We start from the raw sequence: 22,979 nt of genomic DNA on the forward strand, positions 1-22,979 counted from the left end.
CCCCCCCCCCCCCCCCCCCCCCCCCCCCCCCCCCCCCCCCGCCGCTTGGTGTGACGGCAGGTCAGGCGTCTATGGACTGCCCGGCCTTCGTCTCGGCCTCGGCCTGCTTCTTGGAGGCCCGCAGGCTGGTGACCGTCGTGATGACCAGCACACCGCAGATGACGGCCAGCGACACCGGGGTGCTGATCGTCGGGACGTGCACCCCGGACTCGTGCAGGGCGTGCAGCACCAGCTTCACACCGATGAAGCCGAGGATGACCGACAGGCCGTAGGAGAGGTGGACCAGCTTCTTCAGCAGACCGCCCAGGAGGAAGTACAGCTGCCGCAGGCCCATCAGCGCGAAGGCGTTGGCGGTGAAGACGATGTACGGGTCCTGGGTGAGGCCGAAGATCGCGGGGATGGAGTCCAGCGCGAACAGGACGTCGGTGGTGCCGATCGCCAGCATGACGATCAGCATCGGCGTCATCAGCCGCTTGCCGTTCTCCATCACGAACAGCTTGGTGCCGTGGTACTGGTCGGTCGAGGGGAAGCGCTTCTCGACCATCTTCAGGAAGCGGTTCTCCTCGAACTCCTCGTCCTGCTCCTCGGCCCGCGCCTCCTTGATCAGCTTCCAGGCGGTCCAGATGAGGAAGGCGCCGAAGATGTAGAAGACCCAGGAGAAGTTGGCGATGATCGCGGCGCCGGCCCCGATGAAGCCCGCGCGCAGGACCAGGGCGATGAGCACGCCGATCATCAGGACGCGCTGCTGATAGATCGCGGGGACCGCGAACTTCCCCATGATCAGGATGAAGACGAAGAGGTTGTCCACGCTCAGGGACTTCTCGGTGATGAAGCCCGCGAAGAACTCACCGGCGGGCTGTCCGCCGCCGAACAGGAGCAGGCCGAGCCCGAAGAGCGCGGCCAGTGCGATCCAGACCGCGGTCCAGATCCCGGCCTCCTTGATGGAGACCTCGTGCGGTTTGCGGCCGCCGATGAAGAAATCGGCGGCGATGAGGGCACACAGACCGAGGATGGTCAGGACCCACATGGTCAGGGAAACGTCCACTGCTCCTCCGGCAGAGTCGTACGGCACTAACAGCGTCGTCGCTGCCGGAGGTCTCTTCCACCCGAGATCGCCGCTTGGCGGTGATCACTGAGCAGGGCCGGCGCCCCGGGATCGTCAATCCGTGATGACGGGTACGCCGCAGCAGGGAATACTCCCCTCCGCACAAGAAAGAGTAAAGGAATGCCAAGGAATAGTAAAGAGCGGGGCTTTCTGGCTGGTCAGAGCGATGTCATGGACGGCCGGTCCGGCGCGGCCCGTACCGTCCGCGGTCAGCGGGCGTAGCCCCGACGGGGCGCGAGGGCCGTGTCCAGAACCTGCCGCAGCACCGGGCTGCCGTGCGGCGGCAGCGGCGGCTCGTACGTCCAGGCGTGCCCCACCCAGGGGTCGGCGAGGTGACTGTCGGGCACCGGCGTGATCCGCAGCAGCGCGCGCCACAGCGGGTCCAGGACCGGCCCGTACTCCTGGGCATCCGCGCGGTCGGCGACCATCAGCAGATGCACGCCGACCGCCGGGCCCTCGTCGGCCAGATAGCGCAGCTGGTTGACGGCGCGGTCGTCGAAGCCGTGCGGGAAGTCATGAACGATCAAGAGCTGGCTGCCCAGGTCCATGTCCTCGGGCAGGGAGTCCACGGCGCCGCTGCGGACCGCCATCTGCACCAGCTCCACGCGCCGGGTCAGGGCGGCCAGCACCGCGGTGACGCCCTCCGTGCCGGCCGCGGGCGGCTGCCGCAGCGCGCCGGACTCGGTCAGCGGGGCGAGCGCGGGCGCCGCCGCACCGGCCGGGTCGATGACGTGGACCGCGAACTCCTCGGGCGGGTGGACCGCCAGCAGCCGCACCGCGATCGCGACGGCGGTGTCCATGGCGAGCCGGCGCACTTCGGAACCGCTCAGCAGCGTGGCCGCATCGCCCGCTGCCCGGCCGCTGTCGATCCACAGCCCGCGGTCCAGGGGGAGGCGTACGAGCATGGGGATGCGCAGGTCCATGCGCTCGGGCAGATGCAGATCGCCCAGGCGCAGCGCGGCCGGGGGCTCCTCGGGGAGGGTGTGGCGCTGCCAGACCGGGCTGTCCCAGCGGGCCAGGGAGGGCGGCAGCGCGGGCTCCACGACGGCGGCTTCGGCGGCGAGCTGGGCCAGGTCGCGGTCCAGGACCTCGCGGGCCTGGGCGACCAGGCGGGTGTGCTTGTCGTGGGCCTCGGCGCGGGCGGCGTCGGCTGCGGGGCCGAAGCGGGTGTGCGGGTCGGCGAGCGCCTCGTCCAGCTCGCGCTCCAGGCGCGACTCGGCGAAGTCGGCGGCGCTGCGGTAGGCGGCGGTGGTGCGGGCCAGGTCCTCGAACATGCCCCAGACCTGGTTGTAGAGCCGCTCCTCCATGGTCCGGCCCTCGGCGTCGCCCGCGACGGGCTGGTGGCCGCCGGGCGGCGGGGCGGGCGCCTGCGAGACGGGGACGGCGGGGGCACGGCCGGGGTGGCGGTAGTCGATGCCGCTTCGCGAAGCAGCGGGAGCCGCGGCGCCGGTGGCGGCCGTCGCTCCGGTGGCGGGCCGGGCCGGGTCGCTGCCGCCGACGGCAGCCGTCCGCAGGGGGCGCTCGCCCTCGGCCGTACGGGGCGGGGCGGCGACCGAGCGCGCGGCGCCGCGTACCACCTCGTCCTCGATGGCGGCGGCCAGGCGGGCGGCGTCCGGCAGCCCCTGGTCGTGCAGCATCGCGGCCAGGCCGCCCGCGTACCCCTGGCCGATCGCGCGGACCTTCCAGGCGCCCTGGCGGCGGTACAACTCCAGGGCCACCACGGCGGATTCGGAGCCGAGGTCGGTGATGGTGTAGCCGGCGACGGCGGTGCCGTCCAGGCCCGTGACGGCGATACGGGGCGCGGGCAGGGCGCCGAAGCGCACCGGGCCGCTGGTGCCCGACGGCAGCGCCAGCAGCACGCTCACGCGGTGCACCGCGGCGGGCAGCGCCTGGAGGTCCAGGGCGAGCCGGTGGTCGGCGGCGGCCTGCCGGGGCACTTCGATGCCGGTCAGCCGGGGCGCACCGGGGTGGGCCACCGCGTCGGCGTCGGGCAGCCTGCCCTGCTCGTCGCCGAGCGTGACACCTGCCACGACGGGACCGCCCGCCGAGATCCGGATCTCCAAACGGGTCCGGTCCAATGGATGGTTCTGTCCCCGGACCAACTCGGCCGTCATCGTCGTCTCCCCCTGTGGTGTTCTGTACGCCGCTCGGCGCGGCCGCCGGGGCTGCGTGTGCGCCCCGGCGGACCGCCGTGTGCCGGCCGCTGTGCTTAAAGGTGCGGCAGGATCGCCGGGACCACGTCCTGGAAGGTCCGGCCGACCGAGGGCTCGCCGATGGCGGTCATCTGCCAGCCCGCGCCGCTGCGGTGCACCTTGGTCATGATCTGCGCGGTGTAGTTGCCGCCGCCGGTGAGGGTGTAGCGGGCCAGCTCCTGGCCGGTGTTCTCGTCGACGAGGCGGCAGAAGGCGTCCTGCACCTCTTCGAAGGTCTGGCCGGTGAAGGAGTTGACGGTGAACACGATCGTGTCGACGTGCACCGGCACCCGGGCCAGATCGACCAGGATCGCCTCGTCGTCGCCGCCCTGTCCGGCGCCGCCGACCAGGTTGTCGCCGGTGTGCCGCACCGAGCCGTCGTCGCTGACCAGGTGCTGGAAGAAGACCACGTCCACCGGCTGCTTGTCGGCGAACAGCACGGCCGAGGCGTCCAGGTCGATCTCGCGGGTGCGCGAACCGAACAGGCCCCGGCGGCGGGCGGAGCGCCAGCCCAGGCCCATCCGCACCGCGGTCAGGCTCCCCCCGCCGGACTTCTCCAGGCTGATGCCCTGACCCTTCGACAAGTTGACCGACACGGCCGTCCCCTGCTTCCTCGCTCGTGATCCCCTGGCCGCCTTGCCGGCGGCCCCACTCGACCCTATGCACCGGGGCGGGCGGCCGGCGCACCCACCCCGCTTTTTGTGGCATTCCTGCAACACAGCCTGCCGTGTCCGTACCTGCGGCGGTACGGTGCGCGGGCCCCCCGTGACAGCTGTGTCAGCGCAGCCCCGCCTCCCGCATGTGCCGCAGCTCCTTCTTCAGCTCGCCGACCTCGTCGCGCAGCCGGGCGGCGACCTCGAACTGCAGCTCGGCGGCGGCCGCGCGCATCCGGTCGGTCATCTCCTCGATCAGCTCGGCGAGTTCGGCGGCGGGGCGGTCCGTGGGGGTGGCTTTCGCCTTGCCCTTGGCGCCCTTGGCGGACGTTGCCGCCTTGCCGCCGAGCGCGGGGACCGGGGCCTTGCCCTTGGCGCCCTTGTCCTGCTTGCCGTCGGCCGCCTTGCGGTAGCCGGAGCCCAGCAGCTCCTGGGTGTCGATCTCCTCGCGCGCGATGGTCGCGACGATGTCGCCGATCTTCTTGCGCAGCGGCTGCGGGTCGATGCCGTGGGCCTTGTTGTAGGCGAGCTGCTTGTCGCGGCGGCGGTTGGTCTCGTCGATGGCCTTGGCCATGGCCGGGGTGATCTTGTCGGCGTACATGTGCACCTGGCCGGAGACGTTGCGGGCCGCGCGGCCGATCGTCTGGATCAGCGAGGTGCCGGACCGCAGGAAGCCCTCCTTGTCGGCGTCCAGGATCGCCACCAGGGAGACCTCGGGCAGGTCCAGGCCCTCGCGCAGGAGGTTGATGCCGACCAGGACGTCGTACTCGCCGGCCCGCAGCTCGCGCAGCAGCTCCACCCGGCGCAGGGTGTCCACGTCGCTGTGCAGGTAGCGGACCTGGATGCCCAGCTCCAGGAAGTAGTCGGTGAGGTCCTCGGCCATCTTCTTGGTGAGGGTGGTGACCAGGACGCGCTCGTCCTTGTCCGTGCGCGTACGGATCTCGTGCACCAGGTCGTCGATCTGGCCCTCGGTGGGCTTGACCACGACCTCCGGGTCCACCAGGCCGGTCGGCCGGATGATCTGCTCCACGAAGCCGTCGCCGCGGGAGAGTTCGTACTGGCCGGGGGTGGCGGAGAGGTAGACGCTCTGGCCGATGCGCTCCTGGAACTCCTCCCACTTCAGCGGGCGGTTGTCCAGCGCGGAGGGCAGCCGGAAGCCGTGCTCGACCAGGGTGCGCTTGCGCGAGGCGTCGCCCTCGTACATCGCGCCGATCTGCGGGACCGTGACATGCGACTCGTCGATGACCAGCAGGAAGTCGTCGGGGAAGTAGTCCAGGAGGGTGTTGGGCGGGGAGCCGGGCTCGCGGTCGTCGAAGTGCATGGAGTAGTTCTCGATGCCGGAGCAGGTGCCGATCTGGCGCAGCATCTCGATGTCGTACGTCGTGCGCATGCGCAGCCGCTGGGCCTCCAGGTGCTTGCCCTGCTTCTCCATCGTGGCGAGGCTGTCGGCGAGTTCGGCCTCGATGCCGGAGATGGCCTTCTCCATGCGCTCGGGGCCTGCGACGTAGTGGCTGGCGGGGAAGACGTACAGCTGCTGGTCGTCGCTGATGACCTCGCCGGTGAGCGGGTGGAGCGTGGACAGCGCCTCGATCTCGTCGCCGAACATCTCGATGCGCACGGCGAGTTCCTCGTAGACCGGGAAGATCTCGATGGTGTCGCCGCGCACCCGGAAGGTGCCGCGGGTGAACGCGAGGTCGTTGCGGGTGTACTGGATGTCCACGAAGCGGCGCAGCAGCTGGTCGCGGTCGATCTCCTCGCCGACCTTGAGCGTCACCATGCGGTCGACGTACTCCTGGGGCGTGCCCAGGCCGTAGATGCAGGACACGGAGGCGACCACGACCACGTCACGGCGGGTGAGCAGCGAATTCGTCGCGGAGTGGCGCAGCCGCTCGACCTCCTCGTTGATGGAGGAGTCCTTCTCGATGTACGTATCGGACTGCGGGACGTACGCCTCGGGCTGGTAGTAGTCGTAGTAGGAGACGAAGTACTCGACGGCGTTGTTGGGCAGCAGTTCGCGGAACTCGTTGGCGAGCTGGGCCGCGAGGGTCTTGTTGGGCGCCATGACGAGGGTGGGGCGCTGCAGCTTCTCGATCATCCACGCGGTGGTCGCCGACTTGCCGGTGCCGGTCGCGCCCAGCAGGACGACATCCTTCTCACCGCCGCGGATGCGTCGCTCCAGCTCGGCGATGGCCGCCGGCTGGTCGCCGCTGGGCTGGTACGGGCTGACGACCTCGAAGGGCGCCACCGTGCGTTCGATCTTTGATACGGGCCGCATGTGGTCCACCGTACGACCCGCCACTGACAACCGGGCCCCTCAACGCTGCGACCTGCGGTGACGCTCGGTGACGCGGGGGCGTCCACAGGGTGTCCGCACGCCGTCGTACAGGCCTGTGCGAGATGAATTCCGCGGCGGCGCCGATTGCGCAAGGCCGGATCAGGACAGAGCACCGTCAGGAGCGATCCTCCGGCCACCGGGCGGGAAAGCCGGGGCCCGGGGGCTTGCACCGGGCCGGGACCGCATGTCCGTTGCGCGGGCCGAGGGGGACAACCCGGCCCATCGGCATCCAAACATGGGGCAGAGGCCACTTCTCGTTCAATAGCTGTCCATCCCGCGCCTGTCTTCCGGTACGCCGCAACTGCGACCCTCTGCCCGTCCGCCGCCCGTGCACCACGTCATGAGGAGCCTGTATGCGTGTCCGTTCCGCCGCAGCCGTCACCGGTACGCTCGTGGGCCTGTCCGCGCTCTTCCTCCCCGCAACAGCGGCCGCGACCACGACCACGGCAGACACAACCAGGGCCACTGCCGCGGCCGGTCAGCACAAGACGGTGGTCGTCGCCCACCGGGGCGCCTCCGCCTACGCCCCCGAGAACACCCTCGCCGCCGTCGACGCGGCCGACAGACTCGGTTTCGCCTGGGTGGAGAACGACGTCCAGCGCACCAAGGACGGCGAGTTGGTCATCATGCACGACCCGACGCTCGCCCGGACGACCGATGTCGAGCGGGTCTTCCCCGGCCGCGCCCCCTGGAACGTCTCCGACTTCACCCTGGAGGAGATCGAAAAGCTGGACGCGGGCAGCTGGTTCAGCGCCAAGTACGCCGGTGAGCGGGTGCCCACCCTTGAGGACTACATGGACGCCGTCGAGGACAACGGCCAGAAGCTGCTGATGGAGATCAAGAAGCCGGAGCTGTATCCGGGCATCGAGCGGCAGACGCTCAGGGAACTGCGGCGCCAGGGCTGGCTGGACCGCCAGCACGTCAAGCGCCGGCTGGTCATCCAGAGCTTCAGCGCCGACTCGGTCAAGAAGGTCCACGCGCTGCGCAGTGACATCAAGACGGGCTTCCTGGGCACCCCCGACGTCGCGGACCTGCCCGCGTACGCGAAGTTCGCCGACCAGATCAACCCCAACCACACCACCATCGACGCCGGTTACATCGCCGCCGTCAAGAAGGTGCGGGGCGCGCACGGCCGCCCGCTGGAGGCCTACGCCTGGACCGTGGACAGCGGGCCCAGGGCGCTCCAGGTCGCGCGGATGGGCGTCACCGGCATCATCAGCAACAAGCCGGACGTCGTACGGGACGCGCTCAGGGACGCGAAGTAGTCCCGGGCGCTCCGGGCCCGGCCGCAGCGGTGCGCGTGCGCGTGCGGGTTCGTACGCCTCGTACGGGTGCGTACGCCTCGTACGGGTCACCCGCCTCGTACGGGTACGTCCGCGGGCCGGGCGCGGGGCGTTGTCAGTGGCGGGTCCTACTCTGAATCCGTGACGAATTCACAGGGGTCGCCGGGGCCCGAAAGCCCTGCCCGGCCGGACAGCGCGGAGACTCAGCAACGGCGCGAGTGGGCCTGGCGGGTGCTGGAGACCCCCATCGGCCCGCTGCTGCTCGCGGCGACCCAAGAAGGCCTGGTGCAGGTCGGCTTCCACAGCGATGCGAGGACGACCCGCCGGGCCCTGGCGCGCCTCACCCAGATCTTCGGCGGTGAACCGCTGCCCGGTATACCCCACTTGACCACGGCCGTGACGGAACTGACCGCGTACTTCGCCGGTGAACTGCACGACTTCAGCGTGCCGTTGGACTGGTCGCTGTCCTCGGGGTTCAACCAGCGCGTGCTGCGCGAGCTGGCGGCGCATGTCCCCTACGGCAGCGTGGTCGGCTATCAGGACCTGGCCGACCGGGTCGGCGAACCGGGCGCCGCCCGCGCGGTCGGCGCGGCCATGGGCTCCAACCCCCTTCCCATCGTGGTCGCCTGCCATCGCGTGGTGGCCAGCGACGGCGGGATCGGCGGCTTCGGCGGCGGTCTGGAGACCAAGCGCCGACTGCTGGCCCTGGAGGGCGTCCTCCCCGAACCTCTCTTCTGAGCCCGCCTGAGCCCGCCGCGGCCCGAGTGACCCCGTACGAAAGGCACCCCAGCATGCCCCGCCATATCGCCCTGCTCCGCGGCATCAACGTCGGCGGCCACCGGAGGTTCCCCCTGGCCCGCCAGCGCGAGGTGGCGCAGTCCCTCGGCCTCAAGGACGTCACCGTCCTCCTGCAGACCGGCAACATCGTCTTCGCCGACCCCGGGATGCCGCCGGAGGAGACCGCCCGCGCCCTGGAGGCGCGGATCGCCGCCGAGATGGGCTTCGAGGTCCCCGTCATGGTCCGCACCCGCGACGAACTGGCCGCCACCGTCGCCGCCAACCCCTTTCCGCAGGCCGTGGCGGACCCCAAGTCCCTGCACGTCACGTTCCTGTCCGAGGCGCCGCGGGACACCTCCGGGCTGGACAGCCTGGATCTGGCGTCCTACGCACCGGACCAATTCCGGCTGGCCGGCCGCGAGTTGTACCTGTGGTGCCCGGACGGCATCGGCCGCTCCAAGCTCGCCGTGGCGCTGACCAACGCCTCCGTACGGCTCGGCGGCACGGCCACGGCGCGCAACTGGAACACCGTCTCCAAGCTGCTGGCGCTGGCGGACGCCTGAGGCGGCGACGGCGGGGCGGGCACGGCGCGGCGCGGGCCGGGGCAGCCCCGGGCCGGGCTCAGTGCAGTGAGACGTCGGCGGCCCCGGCCGCGAAGCGGGTGAAGCGCACCCGCAGCCCCGCCCGCTGCGGCGCGCAGCAGTAGGGGCCCGCGGTGGCGTGCGCGTTTGGTGCCAGCGGGGCCAGCCGTACCGTGCGCCACGGTTCGTGCTCGCGCCGCGCCCGTACGGTCAGCGCGTCCCCGGCCCGGCTGACGCGCACGGTGACCTCGCGCCCCGCCCACTGCGGCACCGGCGCCAGCGACCAGTCCGAGCACCCGTGGGTGACCACCGCGCCCAGCTGCGGCACGCCGTCGCTCATCTCCACCCCGGCCTTGACCCAGGTGCGTTCGTCCACCCGCACCATCGCCCCTGCCTGGTCGTACAGCTCCTCGAAGGCGGCGACGAAGGACACCTCGACCGCCGTGCCCGACGGGAACGGCACCAGCAGGGCGTGGCCGCTGTCCCGCACGAAGCCGTAGCCGGTCCGCCGCCAGAAGTCGCTCCCGCGGGCCGCCGTGACGCTCAACCCGCCGCCGGTGCGCCGCACTTCGAGCGGCGGGTTCAGCCACTGCCCCGCGTCCCAGCCGAGGTCCGTCATCGCGCCGTCCATCCCGCCCCTTCCTCGCTCCCCGGCCCTGCCCCCGTCCCGGTCGGCGCGCTCAGCGCCAGCCGTAGCACTCCCGCAGCCGCCCCACCACCAGGTCGAAGCGCGGCCGGTCCAGGGCGCAGGCCTCGCGCCGCATGCCGTCCGGGTGCACCCGCAGCACCCGGTCCAGGCCGACCCAGGAGTCGCGTCCCGCGCTGTCCCACGGCCCGGCGCCGATCCCGACCCACTCGCGGTCGTGGTCGTGGCGCTTGCTGGAGAGTTGTACGGCCAGCAGGGTGCCCAACTGCTCGCGGGCCACGACCAGTACGGGCCGGTCCTTGCCGCGGCCGTCGTTCTCCTCGTACGGGACCCAGGTCCACACGATCTCGCCGGGGTCCGGGTCGCCGTCGGGGTCGGGCGCGTAGGAGGTGCGCACCGGGCCGACCTCGTGCGGGCGGGCCTCCACGGTCGCGGCGGGCCCGTGGCTTCCGGGCCGCGCCAGGTCTCCGTCGTGCCCGTTCCGTCCGTCTCGTTCATCGAAAGGCGTGCTCACGCGCTCACGCTAACCGGCGGGGCCGGGCGGCGGCGAGGGCGACACCCGCCGCTCGCGCGCAGGGCCGCGCGGGGCCCGACGGGCCGCCGTCCACGGCCGGTTGTCAGTGGTCACCCCTACCGTTTTCAGCAGGGGGCGACCACAGGGGCCGCCCGGGGAGGGGCCCGCCATGTCCGAGGCCGACGGGACGACGTATCCGGCGCTGTCCGAAGGAGGGGGCAGGCACATGGGACGAGTGGGGCGACCGGCGGGCGGGTCAGGCCGCGTCCTGGGCCAGGCCGCTCCAGGCCGGGCGGCGCGGGTCGTCCGCGCGGACCACGACGTCGGCGGCCTCCTCTGGCCGCACCTCGTCCTCGTAGCGGGCGAACGCCGGCAGCGTCCACCGCTCCTCCTGGGGCATGCGCCGGGCCAGCGCGGCGGGCGACAGCTTCAGGTGCACGCTCAGATCGAAGGGGAACCACTGCCCGAGCAGCAGCGGGCCGTGCAGCACCAGCACTCCGCCGGGCGGGAGATGGACGTACGGGCTGCGGGTGGCCCGGTCCTTCTGCGCGTCCCACAGGTCGGGCAGCACCCGGCCGGTGCCGCCCGGGTCCAGCGGGGTGAGCACCTCACGCCACAGCGCGCCCCGGTCGAACCACTGCGAGTAGTACGCGTCGGGGTCCTCGCGTCCGTACTCCAGGCGCAGCGAGGCGGGGCGCAGGAACCCGAAGGCCCCGGCCGTGCGGACGAAGCGCCCGCGCAGCCGCAGGGCCTCGGCGAGGCGGTGGGCCGTCTCGCCGGGCCGGGCGGCGGGGGCACCGTCGACCGCCACGCGCAGCCAGGGGCTGCCGTCGTGTGCCCGTGCCCCGGCGAGGTGCCCGGCGAGGGCGTCGGTCAGTTTCTCCCAGGTGATCGCTTCCAGCCGCACGGGGTCATTGTGCCGCGTGCGGCGGCCGGGGCGGCGGGGAGCCCAGGGTGAGGCGGGAGACCGTACCGGCCTGGATGACCGGGCCGTGCTGGACGCCGCCGCTGATGCTGTTGTGCACGCCGCCCGCGGCGCGCGCCCGGCTCCCGGGCTCCAGTTCGTCCAGGAGTTCCCGGAGTTCGGCCGCCGCCGCGGGGTCCTCGCGCAGCACCCGGCGCAGCCTGCCCCGCCAGGCCGCCTCGACGTCCCCGGCGGCCGCGCTGTCGCCTTCGTCGCGTGCCGCGACCAGGTCCACGCGGGAGGCGTCCAGTGCCGCGCCGACCTCCTCGGGACCGTCCTCCCGCGCGCCGCGGCGCGAGAAGAAGGCGGTGATCCGCTCCTTGGCCTGGGTCCAGCCGTCCGTGGCCATCAGTGTCACCAGCGTCGTCGCCCCCGAAGTGGCCAGCGCCGTCAACTCCGCTTCCATACAGCCCCCTTGGCCGTGTCCGCAACCATGGCCGCGCTCGCGGCGCCGCCGCCTCCCCCGCCCGCCGGACGGTGTCGCTGCCACGCCGGGCGGTGTGGCAGCCACCCTAGGGCGCAACCGCCCCCGCGTGTCACATGGCGGACCAGTCGGCCCCGTGCAGGCTGATCTTGGCCGCCGCTTCCTTCGTCGCCTCGATGACGCTCTCCGGCACCGTCGGCATGACGGACTTGAGCTTGAGGAGCAGCACGGCTCCCATGATGGCGCCGTCCCACACGATGGGGGCCGCGCAGGAGTTCCAGCCCGCCATGCACTCCTCCTGCCCCAGCGCGTACCCCAGGTCGCGGACCTCGTCCAAGGAGGCCAGCAGGGTCTCCTTGTCCCGCAGCGCACCCGGACCCGCGTGCTCGGGCACGGGCTCGGCGAGGACCCGCTGCTGCACCACCTCGGGCAGATACGCCAGGATCGTGCGGCCCGAGGCGCCGGTGCGCAGGGAGCGCGTCACCGACAGCACGTCCCGCGTCGTCATGCCCAGTTCGGCGAGGTCGGAGTCGCCCACGGCCATGTCGACGCACTGCCGCTGGGCGCCGGCGAACGGCGCCACCATGTAGAGGAAGGCGAGCCCGCCGTCGGTGGCGGTGCGCAGCTCCTGCAGGACCGTCTGCGCCGTCTGGCCGTCGAGCCGGTAGTCGAGCGCGGTGAACGCCAACTGCTGGGCGGCGGAGGTCCGCAGGCGGTACATGCCCCGGTCCACCCGCTCGAATATGCGCTGGTAGATGCCGGACTGCAGGATGCGGTAGACGACGGAGTCGTCCAGGCCGGTGTACTCGGCCACCTCACCGGGCCCGTGGGCGGATCCGCCGAGCTCGGCGAAGGCCGCCTGGACGAGGAAGACCCGCTCGGCGTGACTGGTACCCGCTGTGTTGGTGCTGTTGCGCATGTGTGCTGTCTCCCTGGCAGTCATGCGCGCCCGGAGGCGCCTGGAATTACCCGTGCGGTGCGGTGGTCCGCCGCCCCGCTGATCGGTCCCCCGCGTGTCCCCGTGGGTCCTGGTCAGTCCTGGTGAGCCCTGGTCGGTCCTGGTCGGCCCGTTCGTGTTCGGTCTGGTCCTGGTCCGCCCGGTCCTGATCGAGTCTGGTCCGCCGAGTCCTGATAGAGCCTGCGCCGTCCGGTCCCGGTCGGGCCTGCGTGACGCTCGCCTTCCCCGGCCCTGCGTCACGCCCGTCGTCCCCGTGCCCCGTACCCCGCGGGCCGCCCGCTCCGCGCGGGCGGCCGCGCGGTTTACCGGCTCACCGGGCGACATCCAGGGCGAGTTTGCCGATCTGGGCGCGTGCCGCCAAGTCGCGGTGGGCCTGTGCGGCCTCGCCCAGCGCGTAGGTCTTGCCCAGGAGCGGCTTGAGCGAGCCGGAACGGACCCCCTCGAACAGCGCCTTCATGGAGGTGGGCAGGGCGCTGCGGTCCGCGTACAGCTGGGGGAGCCAGAACCCCGAGAGCGTGATGGAACGTTCCATCAGGGTCCTGGTCGACACGGTGGCCAGCTCGCCGCCCGCGTACCCGTACACCGCCAGGCGCCCGCGCGGGGCGACGGCGGCCAGGGTGCGGTCGAAGGTGGCGCCGCCGGTCATCTCCAGGGCCGCCTGGACGGGGCCGCCCGCCGCGTCCAGGATGCGCTCGGCGAGGTCCTCGGCGGTGGAGTCCACGGCCGCGTACGCCCCGAGCTCCATGGCCGTACGACACTTCTCGGGGCTCCCGGCGAGCGCGACGACCCGGGCGCCGGCGTGCGCGGCGAGCTGGACGGCCAGCGAGCCCAGGCCGCCCGCCGCGGCGGGGACGACCACCGTCTCGCCCTCGGTGATCCGCAGCGAGGTGAACAGCAGGTGCCAGGCGCTGTTGCCCTGCAGGGCGAGGGCCACGGCGTGGTCGTCGGAGATGTCGTCGGGCACGTCCCACAGGACGCGGCGGTGCAGCAGCGCCTTGTGCGCGTACCCGCCGCCGCGGGTCAGGCCGACGACGCGGCGGCCGCCGTCCACGGTCCCCACGATCTCGTTGCCGGGGATGTACGGCAGCTCGACGGGCGCGAGGTAGGAGTCCCCCCTGACGTGCACATCCGCGTAGTTGACGCCCGCGCGGGCCACCTCGACCAGGAGGTGAGCGCCGCGCGGCTCGGGGTCGGGGACCTCTTCGAGCCGCAGCACCTCCGGGCCGCCGAACTCCCGCATGACTATCGCGTGCACACTTCTCCCTTTGACGTAACGGATCTGGAGGTACCGGAGGTAACGGACTTGGATGTAACCGGCATCGACATGACGGACTCGGATGTGACGGACTTACAGGTTCTGTGCCCGCACAGCGTAGGCACGGTGATGCTCTATGTGTCGCCCCGCATAGATTTCACGCCAACCCTCGCACCAGCACTGGCCTCCGCTTTCTCACATACTGAGATACCCGACCCCCCTTTCTCTTTGGGCGAGAAATGACAGGCCCGAGCGCCTCCCCCGGCAGTAATTTGCCCTAAATATGGCCGATTTGACACCGTCAGACGGAATCCGCGCGTCAGCCCCGCCTCTCAGGTACCAGAAGTGATCGCCGCGCCCTACCATCCCCGGAAAGGCTGGCGGTAAAGCGGCACGGTCCGGGCAGCAGCCCGGGACGGTGGCGCAGGACGCGGCCTGGAGCGCGGCTCAGGGGGAACAGCGTGGTCAAGAACACGGGGGACGGCACGGCGGGCTTCTTCGCCGTGATGCCGGAACGGCGGACGATCCGGGTCTTTCCCCGGGGGTCCCCCTCGCCCCACCGCCGGGCGTACGCCCCGCAATCAGGCCCGAGCATCCGCCACGCCCAGAAGAAGGCCGCCCATGAACCCGTCGAGCAGTTCACCCGGTTCGAGCCGTAACAGCCGCACCAGCCGTACCAGCAGCGGACAGACGCTCCGGATCCCCCGACCCCACCTCGCCGTGGTCCTCGGCGGCGGCCTCGCCGGCATGCTGACCGCCGCCGCCCTCTCGGAGAAGGCCGAGGTCATCGTCGTCGAACGGGACCGGCTGCCCGCCACGGCCGCTCCCCGCAAGGGACTTCCGCAGGCCCAGCACGCCCACTTCCTGTGGTCCGGCGGCGCGCGCGCCATCGAGCGGCTGGTGCCCGGCACCGCCCGGGAGCTGCTGACCAACGGCGCGCACCGCATCGCGCTGCCCACGGGGCTGGTCAGCCTCGCGGCACAGGGCTGGATCCGCCGCTGGCCCGAGACCCAGTTCCTGGTGGCCTGCTCGCGCGACCTGCTCGACCAGGTCGTACGGCGGCGGGTACTGGCGCAGCCCGGCATCACCGTGCTCCAGAGGTCCGCGGTCGAGGGGCTGGCGGGCACGTCCAAGCACGTCACCGGGGTGTTCGTACGCGACCTGACCACCGGCGCCGTGAGCCGCCTGGACGCCGACCTCGTCGTGGACACCACCGGTCAGGCCTCCGAGGCGCCGCGCTGGCTCACCGACCTCGGCCTGCCCGCCGTACGCGAGGAGGTCATGGACTCCGGGCGGGCCTACGCCAGCCGGATCTACCGGGCGCCCGTCGGCACCGAGAACTACCCCGTCGTACAGGTGCATGCGGATCCGAGCCGGCCCGTGCCCGGGCAGACGGCGACGCTGGTGCCCATCGAGGGGCAGCGCTGGCTGGTGACCGTCTCCGGTACGCGGGGCGGGCAGCCGATGAAGGACGGCGACCGGTTCGTGTCCTTCGCGCGCCAGGTGCGCCATCCCGTCGTCGGCGATCTCATCGCCGCCGCCGAGCCGCTCAGCGACGTCCGGCTCACCCGCGGCATCGTGGAGCGCCGCCGCCACTTCGAGCAGTTGAAGTCGTGGCCCACCGGCTTCGTCGTCCTCGGCGACGCGGTCGCCACCTACAACCCCGTCTACGCACAGGGCATGTCGGTGGCCGCGCACAGCGTCGCCGCGCTGCGGGGCGCGGTGCGCTCGCGCGGACTGGACGACCCGGGCCTGGCGCGCGCCCTCCAGCGGTCCATCGGCCGTATGGTGCAGGTCCCGTGGGAGCTGACCACCGGCCAGGACGTCCACTACCCCGGCGCCGCGGGACCGCGCCCGACCGCCGCCACCCAGCTGCTGCAGGGCTACTTCGACCGCGTCGTGACCACCGCCGCCGGACGCCCCTCCACCGCCCGCGCCCTCTTCGAGGTCCTGACCCTCTCCGCCCCCGTCAGCCGCCTCCTGCGCCCCTCGGTCGCCCTCGGCGCCCTCCTGGGCCCCGGCCGCACCCCCCTCATCAACCCCCCGCTCACCACCTCTGAACGGTCCTCCAGCCCCCTCCGCCCCACACCGGTACCGTCGTCGTCCGCCGCGTCGACACACCAGATATGAGCCGGGGGCGAGCCCGCCCCTGACGGCGCGGGCCGAGGGCGAGGCGGCCGGGGGCCCAGCGCGGGCCGGGCTCCCGGCTGCCTCAACGGCCCCCGTCCAACCACTGCGGCGGTACGGCGCAGCCGCGGGGAGCCACGACAAGTGCGTACCGGGGCAGCGGGTGTACCCGAACCGCGCCCGGGTGCACTGCCTCAACGGCGCCCGTCCAGCTACCGAGGGCGATACGGGCGGCCGCCGCGAGCAGCGCCATGTAAGTACGGGACGGCGCTTGCGTGCCCAGGGCGCGTCGGGGCGTCGCCTCAACGGCCCCTCGGGCGAAGGGCGGTGAGGCGGTACGGGGCGGGTGCGGGCAGTGGCGGCGGGGCCGGGTGCAGCGGCGGGGCGGTGTGGGGGCATGCGAGTGCCCGCGTGATCAGGCGTGTTGGTCCAGTAGGCGTCGGGCCAGGGCCAGGTGGTCGGAGGGGCGGCGGCCGGGGGTGGGGGCCTGGGTGCGGTGGCTGGGGGTGCGTTCGATGAGGGTGGTGCCGCTCTCGGCTTCGAGGACGGGGGCGTAACCGGCGGCGCGGAGGGCGGCGAGCGTGGCGTCGGGGTCCTGGGCGCTGATGAGGACGGTGGGGGCGACGGCGCGCAGGCCGAGGGGGCGCAGCGCGTGGTGGGCGACCAGCTCCCGTACGAGCGCCTCGTCGTCGGAGCGGATGCAGCAGGCGGTGCGTACGACGCGTACCCGGCCGTGCGTACGGGCCGTGTCCTTGATCAGGTACGTGAGGGGGTGCGGCAGGGGGCCGGTGGCGGAGGCCGCGGCGAGGTCCGCGAGGAGGGTGTCGGGGGTGTGCCCGGCGTCCAGGGCGCGGCGCACGGAGGCGGGGGTGAAGCGCCAGGTGATGGCCTGATCCTCGGATTCGCGGTCGGCGGCGAGGGCGAGCAGGCCGGTCAGCGCGGCCGAGGGCGCACCGGGGACGACGGCCGTCAAGTCGGTCTGGAAGAGGGCCTGTTGGAGGGGTGGCGGGAGGATGTCGCGCAGTGGTGCCGCCAGTGCGGCGGGGTCGTCGGGGGCGGCGGCGAGCAGCGCGTGCCCCAGCGGGGTGAGGGTGTCGTGGGCGACGAGGCCGAGGAACGCGGCCTCCTGGAGGGTGTGGGCGGCCCTTTCGTGGCTCAGGGGCTGGTCCGCCAGGGCCAGGGGGCGGTGCCAGGCCGCGGAGTCCAGTACGGGGTCGAGCGCCGTGAGGGTCGGGGCGCCGGGGGCCGGGAGGGGCGTTCCCGTACCGGCGGGCAGGTCGGCCAGGGCTGCCAGCAGGGCGTGGCGCAGCGCCGGGGCGTAACGGTCCTCGCCGCGTACCAGCGCCGTGGGGGTCTGGCCGAAGGGCGTGTGGGTGGGGATGGACCACAGGCCCGCCCATGCGGCCAGGACGGGGGCCAGGCGCTCGGCGGGCGAAAGGTCCAGCCACTGGTCGTAGGCGCCGGTGGGCAGGGCGGTGGTGCCGGAGGGGGTGCGGGTCAGGGCGATCAGGCCCGCGGCGAGGCCGAGGTCGAGCAGCAGCCGGGTGTGCGGCTCGCTCGCGCCGGACGCCTTGGCCAGGCGCTTGATCTCCCGTACGGCCAGGCCACCGGTCTTGCGCAGGGCGGCGGGCTGCTCGGCAAGGGCGGCGAGCAGCCGGTCCACCGCTGCGGCGAAGGCGGTGGCGGCGGCCTGCGCCTCGGAGCGCAGCGCCGCGGCGTCGGCCTGGTCCGGATGCGGGGCGGGGCAGGGGGCGGCGGGGGTGAACGGACCGAGGTCGTGCGCGGCGAGGAGCTGCGGCGCGCGCGGCGGCACGACGATGTGGCCGTCCTCGGTGACGGCCGCGAGACCGTCCTCGCACAGGTCGTGCAGGGCCGCGGCGGCGCAGTCACGGGCAGGGCCGGGGGCGTCGGTGCCGAGGGCCGCGTGGATCTCCTCGACGGGGACGGGCGCGGTGGCCAGGTCGGGGAAGGACAGCCGGTGCGCCATCAGCGACTGGTAGTCGGCTCCGGGGGCGGGCGCGGCGGGGCCCGCGGCGCCGCTGCGGGCGGCGGCCTGGCTGAGGCCGGCGGCGGTGGCCAGGACCTTCAGCCGGGGGTGGTCGAGGTGCAGTACGAGGTGATGGAGGGCCTCGTAGGACCACAACGCGGCGGCCAGCCCGCGGAGTTGGGTGGCAGCGGGCCGGCGGGAGAGCGGCTCCGCGTGCCGGGTGAGGAGTGCGGCGAGCTGCTCGGGCGTGCGCCGCGCGAGGAATCGGGTGAGTGTGTCCAGGCCTTCCACGGTGACGACCCTAATCACTGCGCGAGGCGGGCGGTGAGGGTGGTCAGCGCGACCACGGGATCGGGGTCGGCGGCGCCGGCCGGCCACCAGTCGTCACGGCCGGGGTCCGATTCGTACGGATACCAGCGGCCGTCGTGCCCGAAGCGCAGCTGTACGCCGCCGTCGGGAGCGGTGAGGTGATTGTGGCGAGGCCGCAGGAGCGGCAGCCCGGCGGCGGTCAGCGCACCCCGCGCACGGTCGAAGTCGCCCGCGGGAGGGTTCCACGTGACCTCGAGAACGCCGAGCCCCTCGCTTCCTCCCTGCCGCCACGCGGCAACGGCCCGAGCCACCTCCGCTGCGCTACGGCCGGTCGCCTCGGCGATGTCCCGGTACAGCGCGCGGGTCGTGGACGTCAGCCCGGCGGTGGGGTGCGCACCGGCGGCGAGACGGATGGCGTCCTGCCACAGGTCAAGGACGGGGAAGAGGGCCTCGGCCGCCGGAGAGAAGGCGGGATCGGGGGTGACTGGGGCCGGAGTGCTTGGGGCGGGGGCGGTTGGGGCGGGGGTGGTTTGGTCGAGCGCGGGTCGGTCGGGCACAGGCCGGTCGGACGCAGGTCGCTCGGACGCAGGTCGCTCGGACGCAGGTCGCTCGGACGCAGGTCGCTCGGACGCAGGTCGTTCGGCCGCTGTCAGAGCGTCCTTGTCGGGCGCCTGGGCTCGCGGGGCGGTGTCGGGTCGGCTGGGCGGGTGGACGGCGGTCAGGTAGGCGTGGGCGCGGGTCACGGCGTCGGCGGCGAGGAATGCCACGGAGGTGGAGTCCACGGGCAGTCCGTCGGATTCGGGCAGAGACGGGGGATGCCCGGGGGTGGCGGGCAGTGAGAAGGGTGGCGGGAGGGGCGGGAGAGGGCGGTCGGCGAGGGCGGCCCGCGCCGAGAGGCCCGACGTCACCCGGGGCCGCGGAGGGCCGGGCGCCCGCGTCGACGGGGCGCGGGTTTCCTCGGCGGCGAGGGCCGTGTTGCGGCGGGACAGCTCGTCCAGGAGCTCGCGCTCGCCCCGTCCGCGCATGAGGAACAGGACGAACGGGTCGGCGTCCAGGAGACGCGCCACCTGGAAGCACAGCGCCGCGGCGTGCTTGCAGGGGTGCCCGCGGTCGGGGCACGAGCAGTGCGGGGCCAGGTCGCCAGGCCCCGGGAGGAGACCCACGCCCGCCTCGGCCAGGGCGCGCGGCAGCTTTCTGCCCAGCAGCGCGGCGAGCTGGGCCGGTTCGGCGGCCACCGCGTCCAGGAGGGCGTCCCACTCCTGGTCCGCGAGCGTCCGCAGCCGGATGCCGGTGGAGTACGGGCGGGGGCGGCTGCCGTGGACGACTGCCGTGATCCGGCCCGGTGTGATGGTGATGGTGCCGACGTTGCCGTCGCGGGCGTACGTACGGCCGCGGGCGAGCCGGGCGGGGTCCAGCGCGGCGGCCTCCAGCGCGTCCAGCCAGGCACTTCCCCACCAGGACTCCGCGAACAGCCCGCGGGCACCGGCCCGGGCCGGCAGTGGCGGGAACGTACGCGAACGGTCCGCGTAACCCGCGGTGTCCGTACGGCCTGAGCGGCCCGCCTGTCCGGTCCGGCCCGAGCGGCTCGCGGCGTCCGTACGGCTACGGCTCATGCGTCCCGCGCCCGCGCCCCTCGCACGCTCCGGGAGGCCTTCACCGCGCTCCGGGAGCCGTTCACCACGATCCGGTCGGGGACTCATCCGGTCCTCCTCAAGGAGACGAGGTCGGCCAGCTGCGCGTCGGTCAGTTCGGTGAGCGCGGACTCGCCGCCCGCGAGCACCGCGTCGGCCAGCGCCCGTTTGGAGGTGAGGAGTTCGGCGATGTTGTCCTCGACCGTGCCCTCCGCGATCAGGCGGTGGACCTGGACGGGCTGGGTCTGCCCGATGCGGTACGCCCGGTCGGTGGCCTGCTCCTCCACCGCGGGGTTCCACCAGCGGTCGTAGTGGATCACATGGCCCGCCCGGGTGAGGTTGAGGCCGGTGCCCGCCGCCTTCAGGGAGAGCAGGAAGACGGGCACCTCGCCCGACTGGAAGCGGTCGACCATCTCCTCGCGCCGGGCCACGGGCGTACCGCCGTGCAGCAGTTGGTGCGCGATGCCGCGGGCGGCCAGGTGCTTCTCCAGCAGGCGCGCCATCTCCACGTACTGGGTGAACACCAGCGTCGCGCCGCCCTCCGCGAGGATGGTGTCCAGGAGTTCGTCGAGGAGTTCGAGCTTGCCCGAGCGGGCGGTCAGGCCCGGCGCGGTCTCCTTCAGATACTGCGCGGGGTGGTTGCAGATCTGCTTCAGGGCCGTGAGCAGCTTCATCACCAGGCCGCGGCGGGCCATGCCCTGGGCGGCCTCGATACGGGCGAGCGCCTCGCGGACCACGGCTTCGTACAGCGCCGCCTGCTCGCGCCCCAGGGCGACGGGGTGGTCCGTCTCGGTCTTGGGCGGGAGTTCGGGCGCGATCCCCGGGTCGGACTTCTTGCGGCGCAGGACGAAGGGCCGCACCAGCCGGGCCAGGCGCTCGGCGGCTTCCGGGTCCTCGCCGCCCTCGACCTCGCGGGCGTGCAGGGCACGGAAGGTCTTCAGCGAGCCGAGCAGGCCCGGCGTCGTCCAGTCCAGGAGGGACCACAGCTCGGAGAGGTTGTTCTCCACCGGGGTGCCGGTCAGGGCGATCCGGGCGGGTGCCTTGATCCCGCGCAGTGCCCGCGCGGTGGAGGACCGGGGGTTCTTGACGTGCTGCGCCTCGTCGGCCACCACGAACGCCCAGGTGTGGGCGGCCAGTTGGGCGGCGCTGCCGCGCATCGTTCCGTAGGTGGTCAGCACGAAGCCGTCCGTCACGCCGTCCAGACTGCGGTCGCTGCCGTGGTAGCGGTGTACGGGGGTGCCGGGGGCGAAGCGTTCGATCTCGCGCTGCCAGTTGCCCAGGAGAGAGGCCGGGCAGACGACGAGCACGGGGGCGGCGGGTCTGCGGTGGAGGTGGAGGGCGATGACCGTGATGGTCTTGCCCAGACCCATGTCGTCGGCGAGGCAGCCGCCGAGCCCGAGGGAGGTCATGGTGTCCAGCCAGGCCAGGCCGCGCAGTTGGTAGTCGCGGAGGGTGGCGCGCAGCCCGGCGGGCTGGGGCAGGGAGCGGACCTCGCCGGTGAGGCGGGCGCGAAGAGCGGCGAGCGCGCCCAGCGGCACGACCTGGACCTCTTCGCCGTCCACCTCGGCCGTGCCGCTCAGGGTCGTGGTGAGCGCCTCCATCGGGTCCAGATAGCCCAGTTCGCGTTTGCGGGCCTTGCGTACGAGGGCCGGGTCGACCAGCGTCCACTGGTCGCGCAGCCGTACCAGGGGGCGGTGGGCCTCGGCGAGGGCGTCCATCTCCCTTTCGGTGAGCGGCTCGCCGTCCAGCGCCAGCTGCCAGCGGAACTGGAGCAGTTGCCCGGTCTCGAAGAAGCCGAAGCCGTCCGCCGCCGAGCCGGGTGCCGGGCGCAGCACCGCGGCGGCGGTCAGGCCGCGGGCGAGTTCCTTGGGCCAGTGGACGGCGATTCCGGCGGCGCCCAGGCGGGGTGCGGCCTCGCCGAGCAGTTCGTACAGCTCCTCCTCGCTCAGGGGGAGCACGTCGGGGACGGGCCGCTTGAGGAGGCGGGCGAGCGGGGGCCAGAGGCGGGCCGCGCGTCGCAGGGCGAGCAGGGTGTCCACGCGGGCCCGCGCGCCGAAGTGGTCCGGGCCCTCGCCCTCCCAGAGCCGTCCGGCGTCGGCGACCAGCGTGGGGTCGGTGAGGCTGTGCACCTGAAGGACCACGGCCGCCGCGCTGCGCTCCTGAGCAGGCCCGTGCTCGAGCGCGCCGTCGTCGTCCGTCTCCTCGCCGCCGCTCTCCGCGGCCTGCTCGCCCCGCAGGTCGAAGAGCTTGCGCGACGATAGGTCCAGTCGCAGCGACAGCCGTACTCCGGCGTCCACTCCGGCCGCCACCTCCGCGGCCCACTCCCGCGCCGCGGGCAGCCGCTGCGGGTCGCCCGCCGCGAACGGCGCACCGGCCACCAGTGCCGCGGCCGGAGTACGGGGCAGCGTGTCCACGACCGCGTCGACGAAGGCCCGCACCAGAGGTCCGGGATCGGGCACCTGCAGCGGCCGGCTGCCGGGGACCGGGGTCGCGTACGCCTCGACGGGCATGGCCGCCGAGACGGCCCGCAGATGCGCGACGTCCTCGGGGTCCAGCGGGCCGGCGCGCCAAGCGTCGATGTCCTGCGGGGTCAGGCCGGGCAGCAGCCGTCCGCGCGCGGCGAGATGCAGGGCGTGCAGCGCTGCGGCTCCCCAGCAGGCGGCGGCCGGATGCGCGGCCGGGTCGTGCCGGGCGCGGACCAGCAGGGGTACCGCGTCGGCCACGGACAGCAGCAGCGCGGGGACCGTACGGCCGCGGGCGCCGCTGCCGTGCCGGCGCGCGACGGTCAGCCCGGTGGGCTCCGCCGGCGCCCCGGCCACCTCGACCTGCGGAAGCGGGGCGCCGTCCGGCTGCCAGAAGGCGACCGTGCCCGCGCGCGGGGGCTCGGCGGGCTCGAAGACCACCGCGCAGCGGGTGAGCAGCGCGGCACCGGGCCCCGCGACCCGTGCGGCACCGGTCGCGGCGCCGGAGTCCCGGCCCACGCCCGCCGCCCTGCCCCACTGCTCCGCCATGCCGCCCCTCCGATCCCGCTCGATCCGCCGCACCCGCCCCGCCGGTCCCACTCCGACCTGCGATCCTACGTTCGCCCGCGCGCCCTTCCCCTCGGCCGCCGCACCGACCTGCGCCCGCTTCGTCCGCCCCCTCACCGGACCGACTTCCGTCCCGCTCACCTCGGCCGTCCCTCTCATCCCGCGCCCCCTGAACTCTCGTCGCGCTGCGGCACCGCCGCGATCGCAAC

At 73.4% G+C, this 22,979-nt stretch carries 18 protein-coding genes; 5 read left to right on the top strand and 13 right to left on the bottom strand.

The annotated features are described in order from the left end of the window. Positions 1-61 precede the first annotated feature (61 nt). The 4 genes from AC4IJH_RS28675 to uvrB all read right to left on the bottom strand — a co-directional run bounded on the left by AC4IJH_RS28675 (position 62) and on the right by uvrB (position 6,225). Positions 62-1,045 carry a TerC family protein gene (locus AC4IJH_RS28675; RefSeq protein WP_490854793.1) on the bottom strand — a complete coding sequence of 328 codons (984 nt, stop codon included), beginning with the start codon at positions 1,043-1,045 and terminating at the stop codon, positions 62-64. 269 nt (positions 1,046-1,314) lie between these two features. Beyond that, on the bottom strand, positions 1,315-3,219 hold the full coding sequence (locus AC4IJH_RS28680) for a TerD family protein (protein WP_490854794.1): 1,905 nt from the start codon (positions 3,217-3,219) through the stop codon (positions 1,315-1,317). Positions 3,220-3,314: 95 nt separating this feature from the next. Next, complete coding sequence (locus tag AC4IJH_RS28685; RefSeq protein ID WP_490854795.1) at positions 3,315-3,893, bottom strand: TerD family protein; 579 nt, start codon at positions 3,891-3,893, stop codon at positions 3,315-3,317. Between the two features lie 181 nt (positions 3,894-4,074). Next, positions 4,075-6,225 carry an excinuclease ABC subunit UvrB gene (uvrB, locus tag AC4IJH_RS28690; protein ID WP_490854796.1) on the bottom strand — a complete coding sequence of 717 codons (2,151 nt, stop codon included), beginning with the start codon at positions 6,223-6,225 and terminating at the stop codon, positions 4,075-4,077. A gap of 413 nt (positions 6,226-6,638) precedes the next feature. Between uvrB and AC4IJH_RS28695 the strand changes: the two genes are divergently transcribed. The 3 genes from AC4IJH_RS28695 to AC4IJH_RS28705 all read left to right on the top strand — a co-directional run bounded on the left by AC4IJH_RS28695 (position 6,639) and on the right by AC4IJH_RS28705 (position 8,908). After that, a complete protein-coding gene (locus AC4IJH_RS28695; protein WP_490854797.1) occupies positions 6,639-7,550 on the top strand; it encodes a glycerophosphodiester phosphodiesterase in 912 nt (303 codons plus the stop codon). A 159-nt stretch (positions 7,551-7,709) separates the two neighbouring features. After that, positions 7,710-8,306, top strand: coding sequence for a methylated-DNA--[protein]-cysteine S-methyltransferase (locus AC4IJH_RS28700; RefSeq protein ID WP_490854798.1), 597 nt, complete (start codon positions 7,710-7,712; stop codon positions 8,304-8,306). Between the two features lie 53 nt (positions 8,307-8,359). Continuing rightward, positions 8,360-8,908, top strand: coding sequence for a DUF1697 domain-containing protein (locus AC4IJH_RS28705; RefSeq protein WP_490854799.1), 549 nt, complete (start codon positions 8,360-8,362; stop codon positions 8,906-8,908). Positions 8,909-8,966: 58 nt separating this feature from the next. Here the strand turns inward: AC4IJH_RS28705 and AC4IJH_RS28710 are convergent, their stop codons facing one another. The 6 genes from AC4IJH_RS28710 to AC4IJH_RS28735 all read right to left on the bottom strand — a co-directional run bounded on the left by AC4IJH_RS28710 (position 8,967) and on the right by AC4IJH_RS28735 (position 13,687). Continuing rightward, entirely contained in the window at positions 8,967-9,557 is a 591-nt protein-coding gene (locus AC4IJH_RS28710; protein WP_490854800.1) for a DUF1349 domain-containing protein, read from the bottom strand. Positions 9,558-9,606: 49 nt separating this feature from the next. Beyond that, complete coding sequence (locus AC4IJH_RS28715; RefSeq protein ID WP_490854801.1) at positions 9,607-10,086, bottom strand: type II toxin-antitoxin system PemK/MazF family toxin; 480 nt, start codon at positions 10,084-10,086, stop codon at positions 9,607-9,609. Positions 10,087-10,342: 256 nt separating this feature from the next. Then, complete coding sequence (locus AC4IJH_RS28720) at positions 10,343-10,993, bottom strand: nucleoside/nucleotide kinase family protein (protein ID WP_490854802.1); 651 nt, start codon at positions 10,991-10,993, stop codon at positions 10,343-10,345. A gap of 4 nt (positions 10,994-10,997) precedes the next feature. Continuing rightward, complete coding sequence (locus AC4IJH_RS28725) at positions 10,998-11,456, bottom strand: hypothetical protein (protein WP_490854803.1); 459 nt, start codon at positions 11,454-11,456, stop codon at positions 10,998-11,000. 130 nt (positions 11,457-11,586) lie between these two features. Beyond that, positions 11,587-12,393 (bottom strand): IclR family transcriptional regulator domain-containing protein, encoded by an 807-nt coding sequence (locus AC4IJH_RS28730; RefSeq protein WP_490854804.1) that lies wholly within the window; start codon positions 12,391-12,393, stop codon positions 11,587-11,589. A 349-nt stretch (positions 12,394-12,742) separates the two neighbouring features. After that, complete coding sequence (locus AC4IJH_RS28735) at positions 12,743-13,687, bottom strand: quinone oxidoreductase family protein (RefSeq protein WP_490854805.1); 945 nt, start codon at positions 13,685-13,687, stop codon at positions 12,743-12,745. A 461-nt stretch (positions 13,688-14,148) separates the two neighbouring features. On the opposite strand from AC4IJH_RS28735, the gene AC4IJH_RS28740 reads away from it, so the two are divergent. After that, complete coding sequence (locus AC4IJH_RS28740; protein WP_490854806.1) at positions 14,149-14,346, top strand: hypothetical protein; 198 nt, start codon at positions 14,149-14,151, stop codon at positions 14,344-14,346. Next, positions 14,309-15,817 carry an NAD(P)/FAD-dependent oxidoreductase gene (locus AC4IJH_RS28745; RefSeq protein WP_490854807.1) on the top strand — a complete coding sequence of 503 codons (1,509 nt, stop codon included), beginning with the start codon at positions 14,309-14,311 and terminating at the stop codon, positions 15,815-15,817. The genes AC4IJH_RS28740 and AC4IJH_RS28745 overlap by 38 nt, the downstream gene beginning before the upstream one ends. A gap of 412 nt (positions 15,818-16,229) precedes the next feature. On the opposite strand, the gene AC4IJH_RS28750 is transcribed toward AC4IJH_RS28745, so the two are convergent. The 3 genes from AC4IJH_RS28750 to AC4IJH_RS28760 form a co-directional block, all read right to left on the bottom strand. Further along, a complete protein-coding gene (locus AC4IJH_RS28750) occupies positions 16,230-18,092 on the bottom strand; it encodes a helicase-associated domain-containing protein (protein WP_490854808.1) in 1,863 nt (620 codons plus the stop codon). 14 nt (positions 18,093-18,106) lie between these two features. Beyond that, positions 18,107-19,723, bottom strand: a complete 1,617-nt coding sequence (locus AC4IJH_RS28755) for an SWIM zinc finger family protein (RefSeq protein ID WP_490854809.1) — start codon at positions 19,721-19,723, stop codon at positions 18,107-18,109. A gap of 83 nt (positions 19,724-19,806) precedes the next feature. Then, positions 19,807-22,752, bottom strand: coding sequence for an SCO1167/SCO6262 family helicase (locus tag AC4IJH_RS28760; RefSeq protein WP_490854810.1), 2,946 nt, complete (start codon positions 22,750-22,752; stop codon positions 19,807-19,809). Between the last annotated feature and the right edge of the window lie 227 nt (positions 22,753-22,979).

The sequence above is a fragment of the Streptomyces sp. UF-297 genome, from assembly GCF_058245575.1.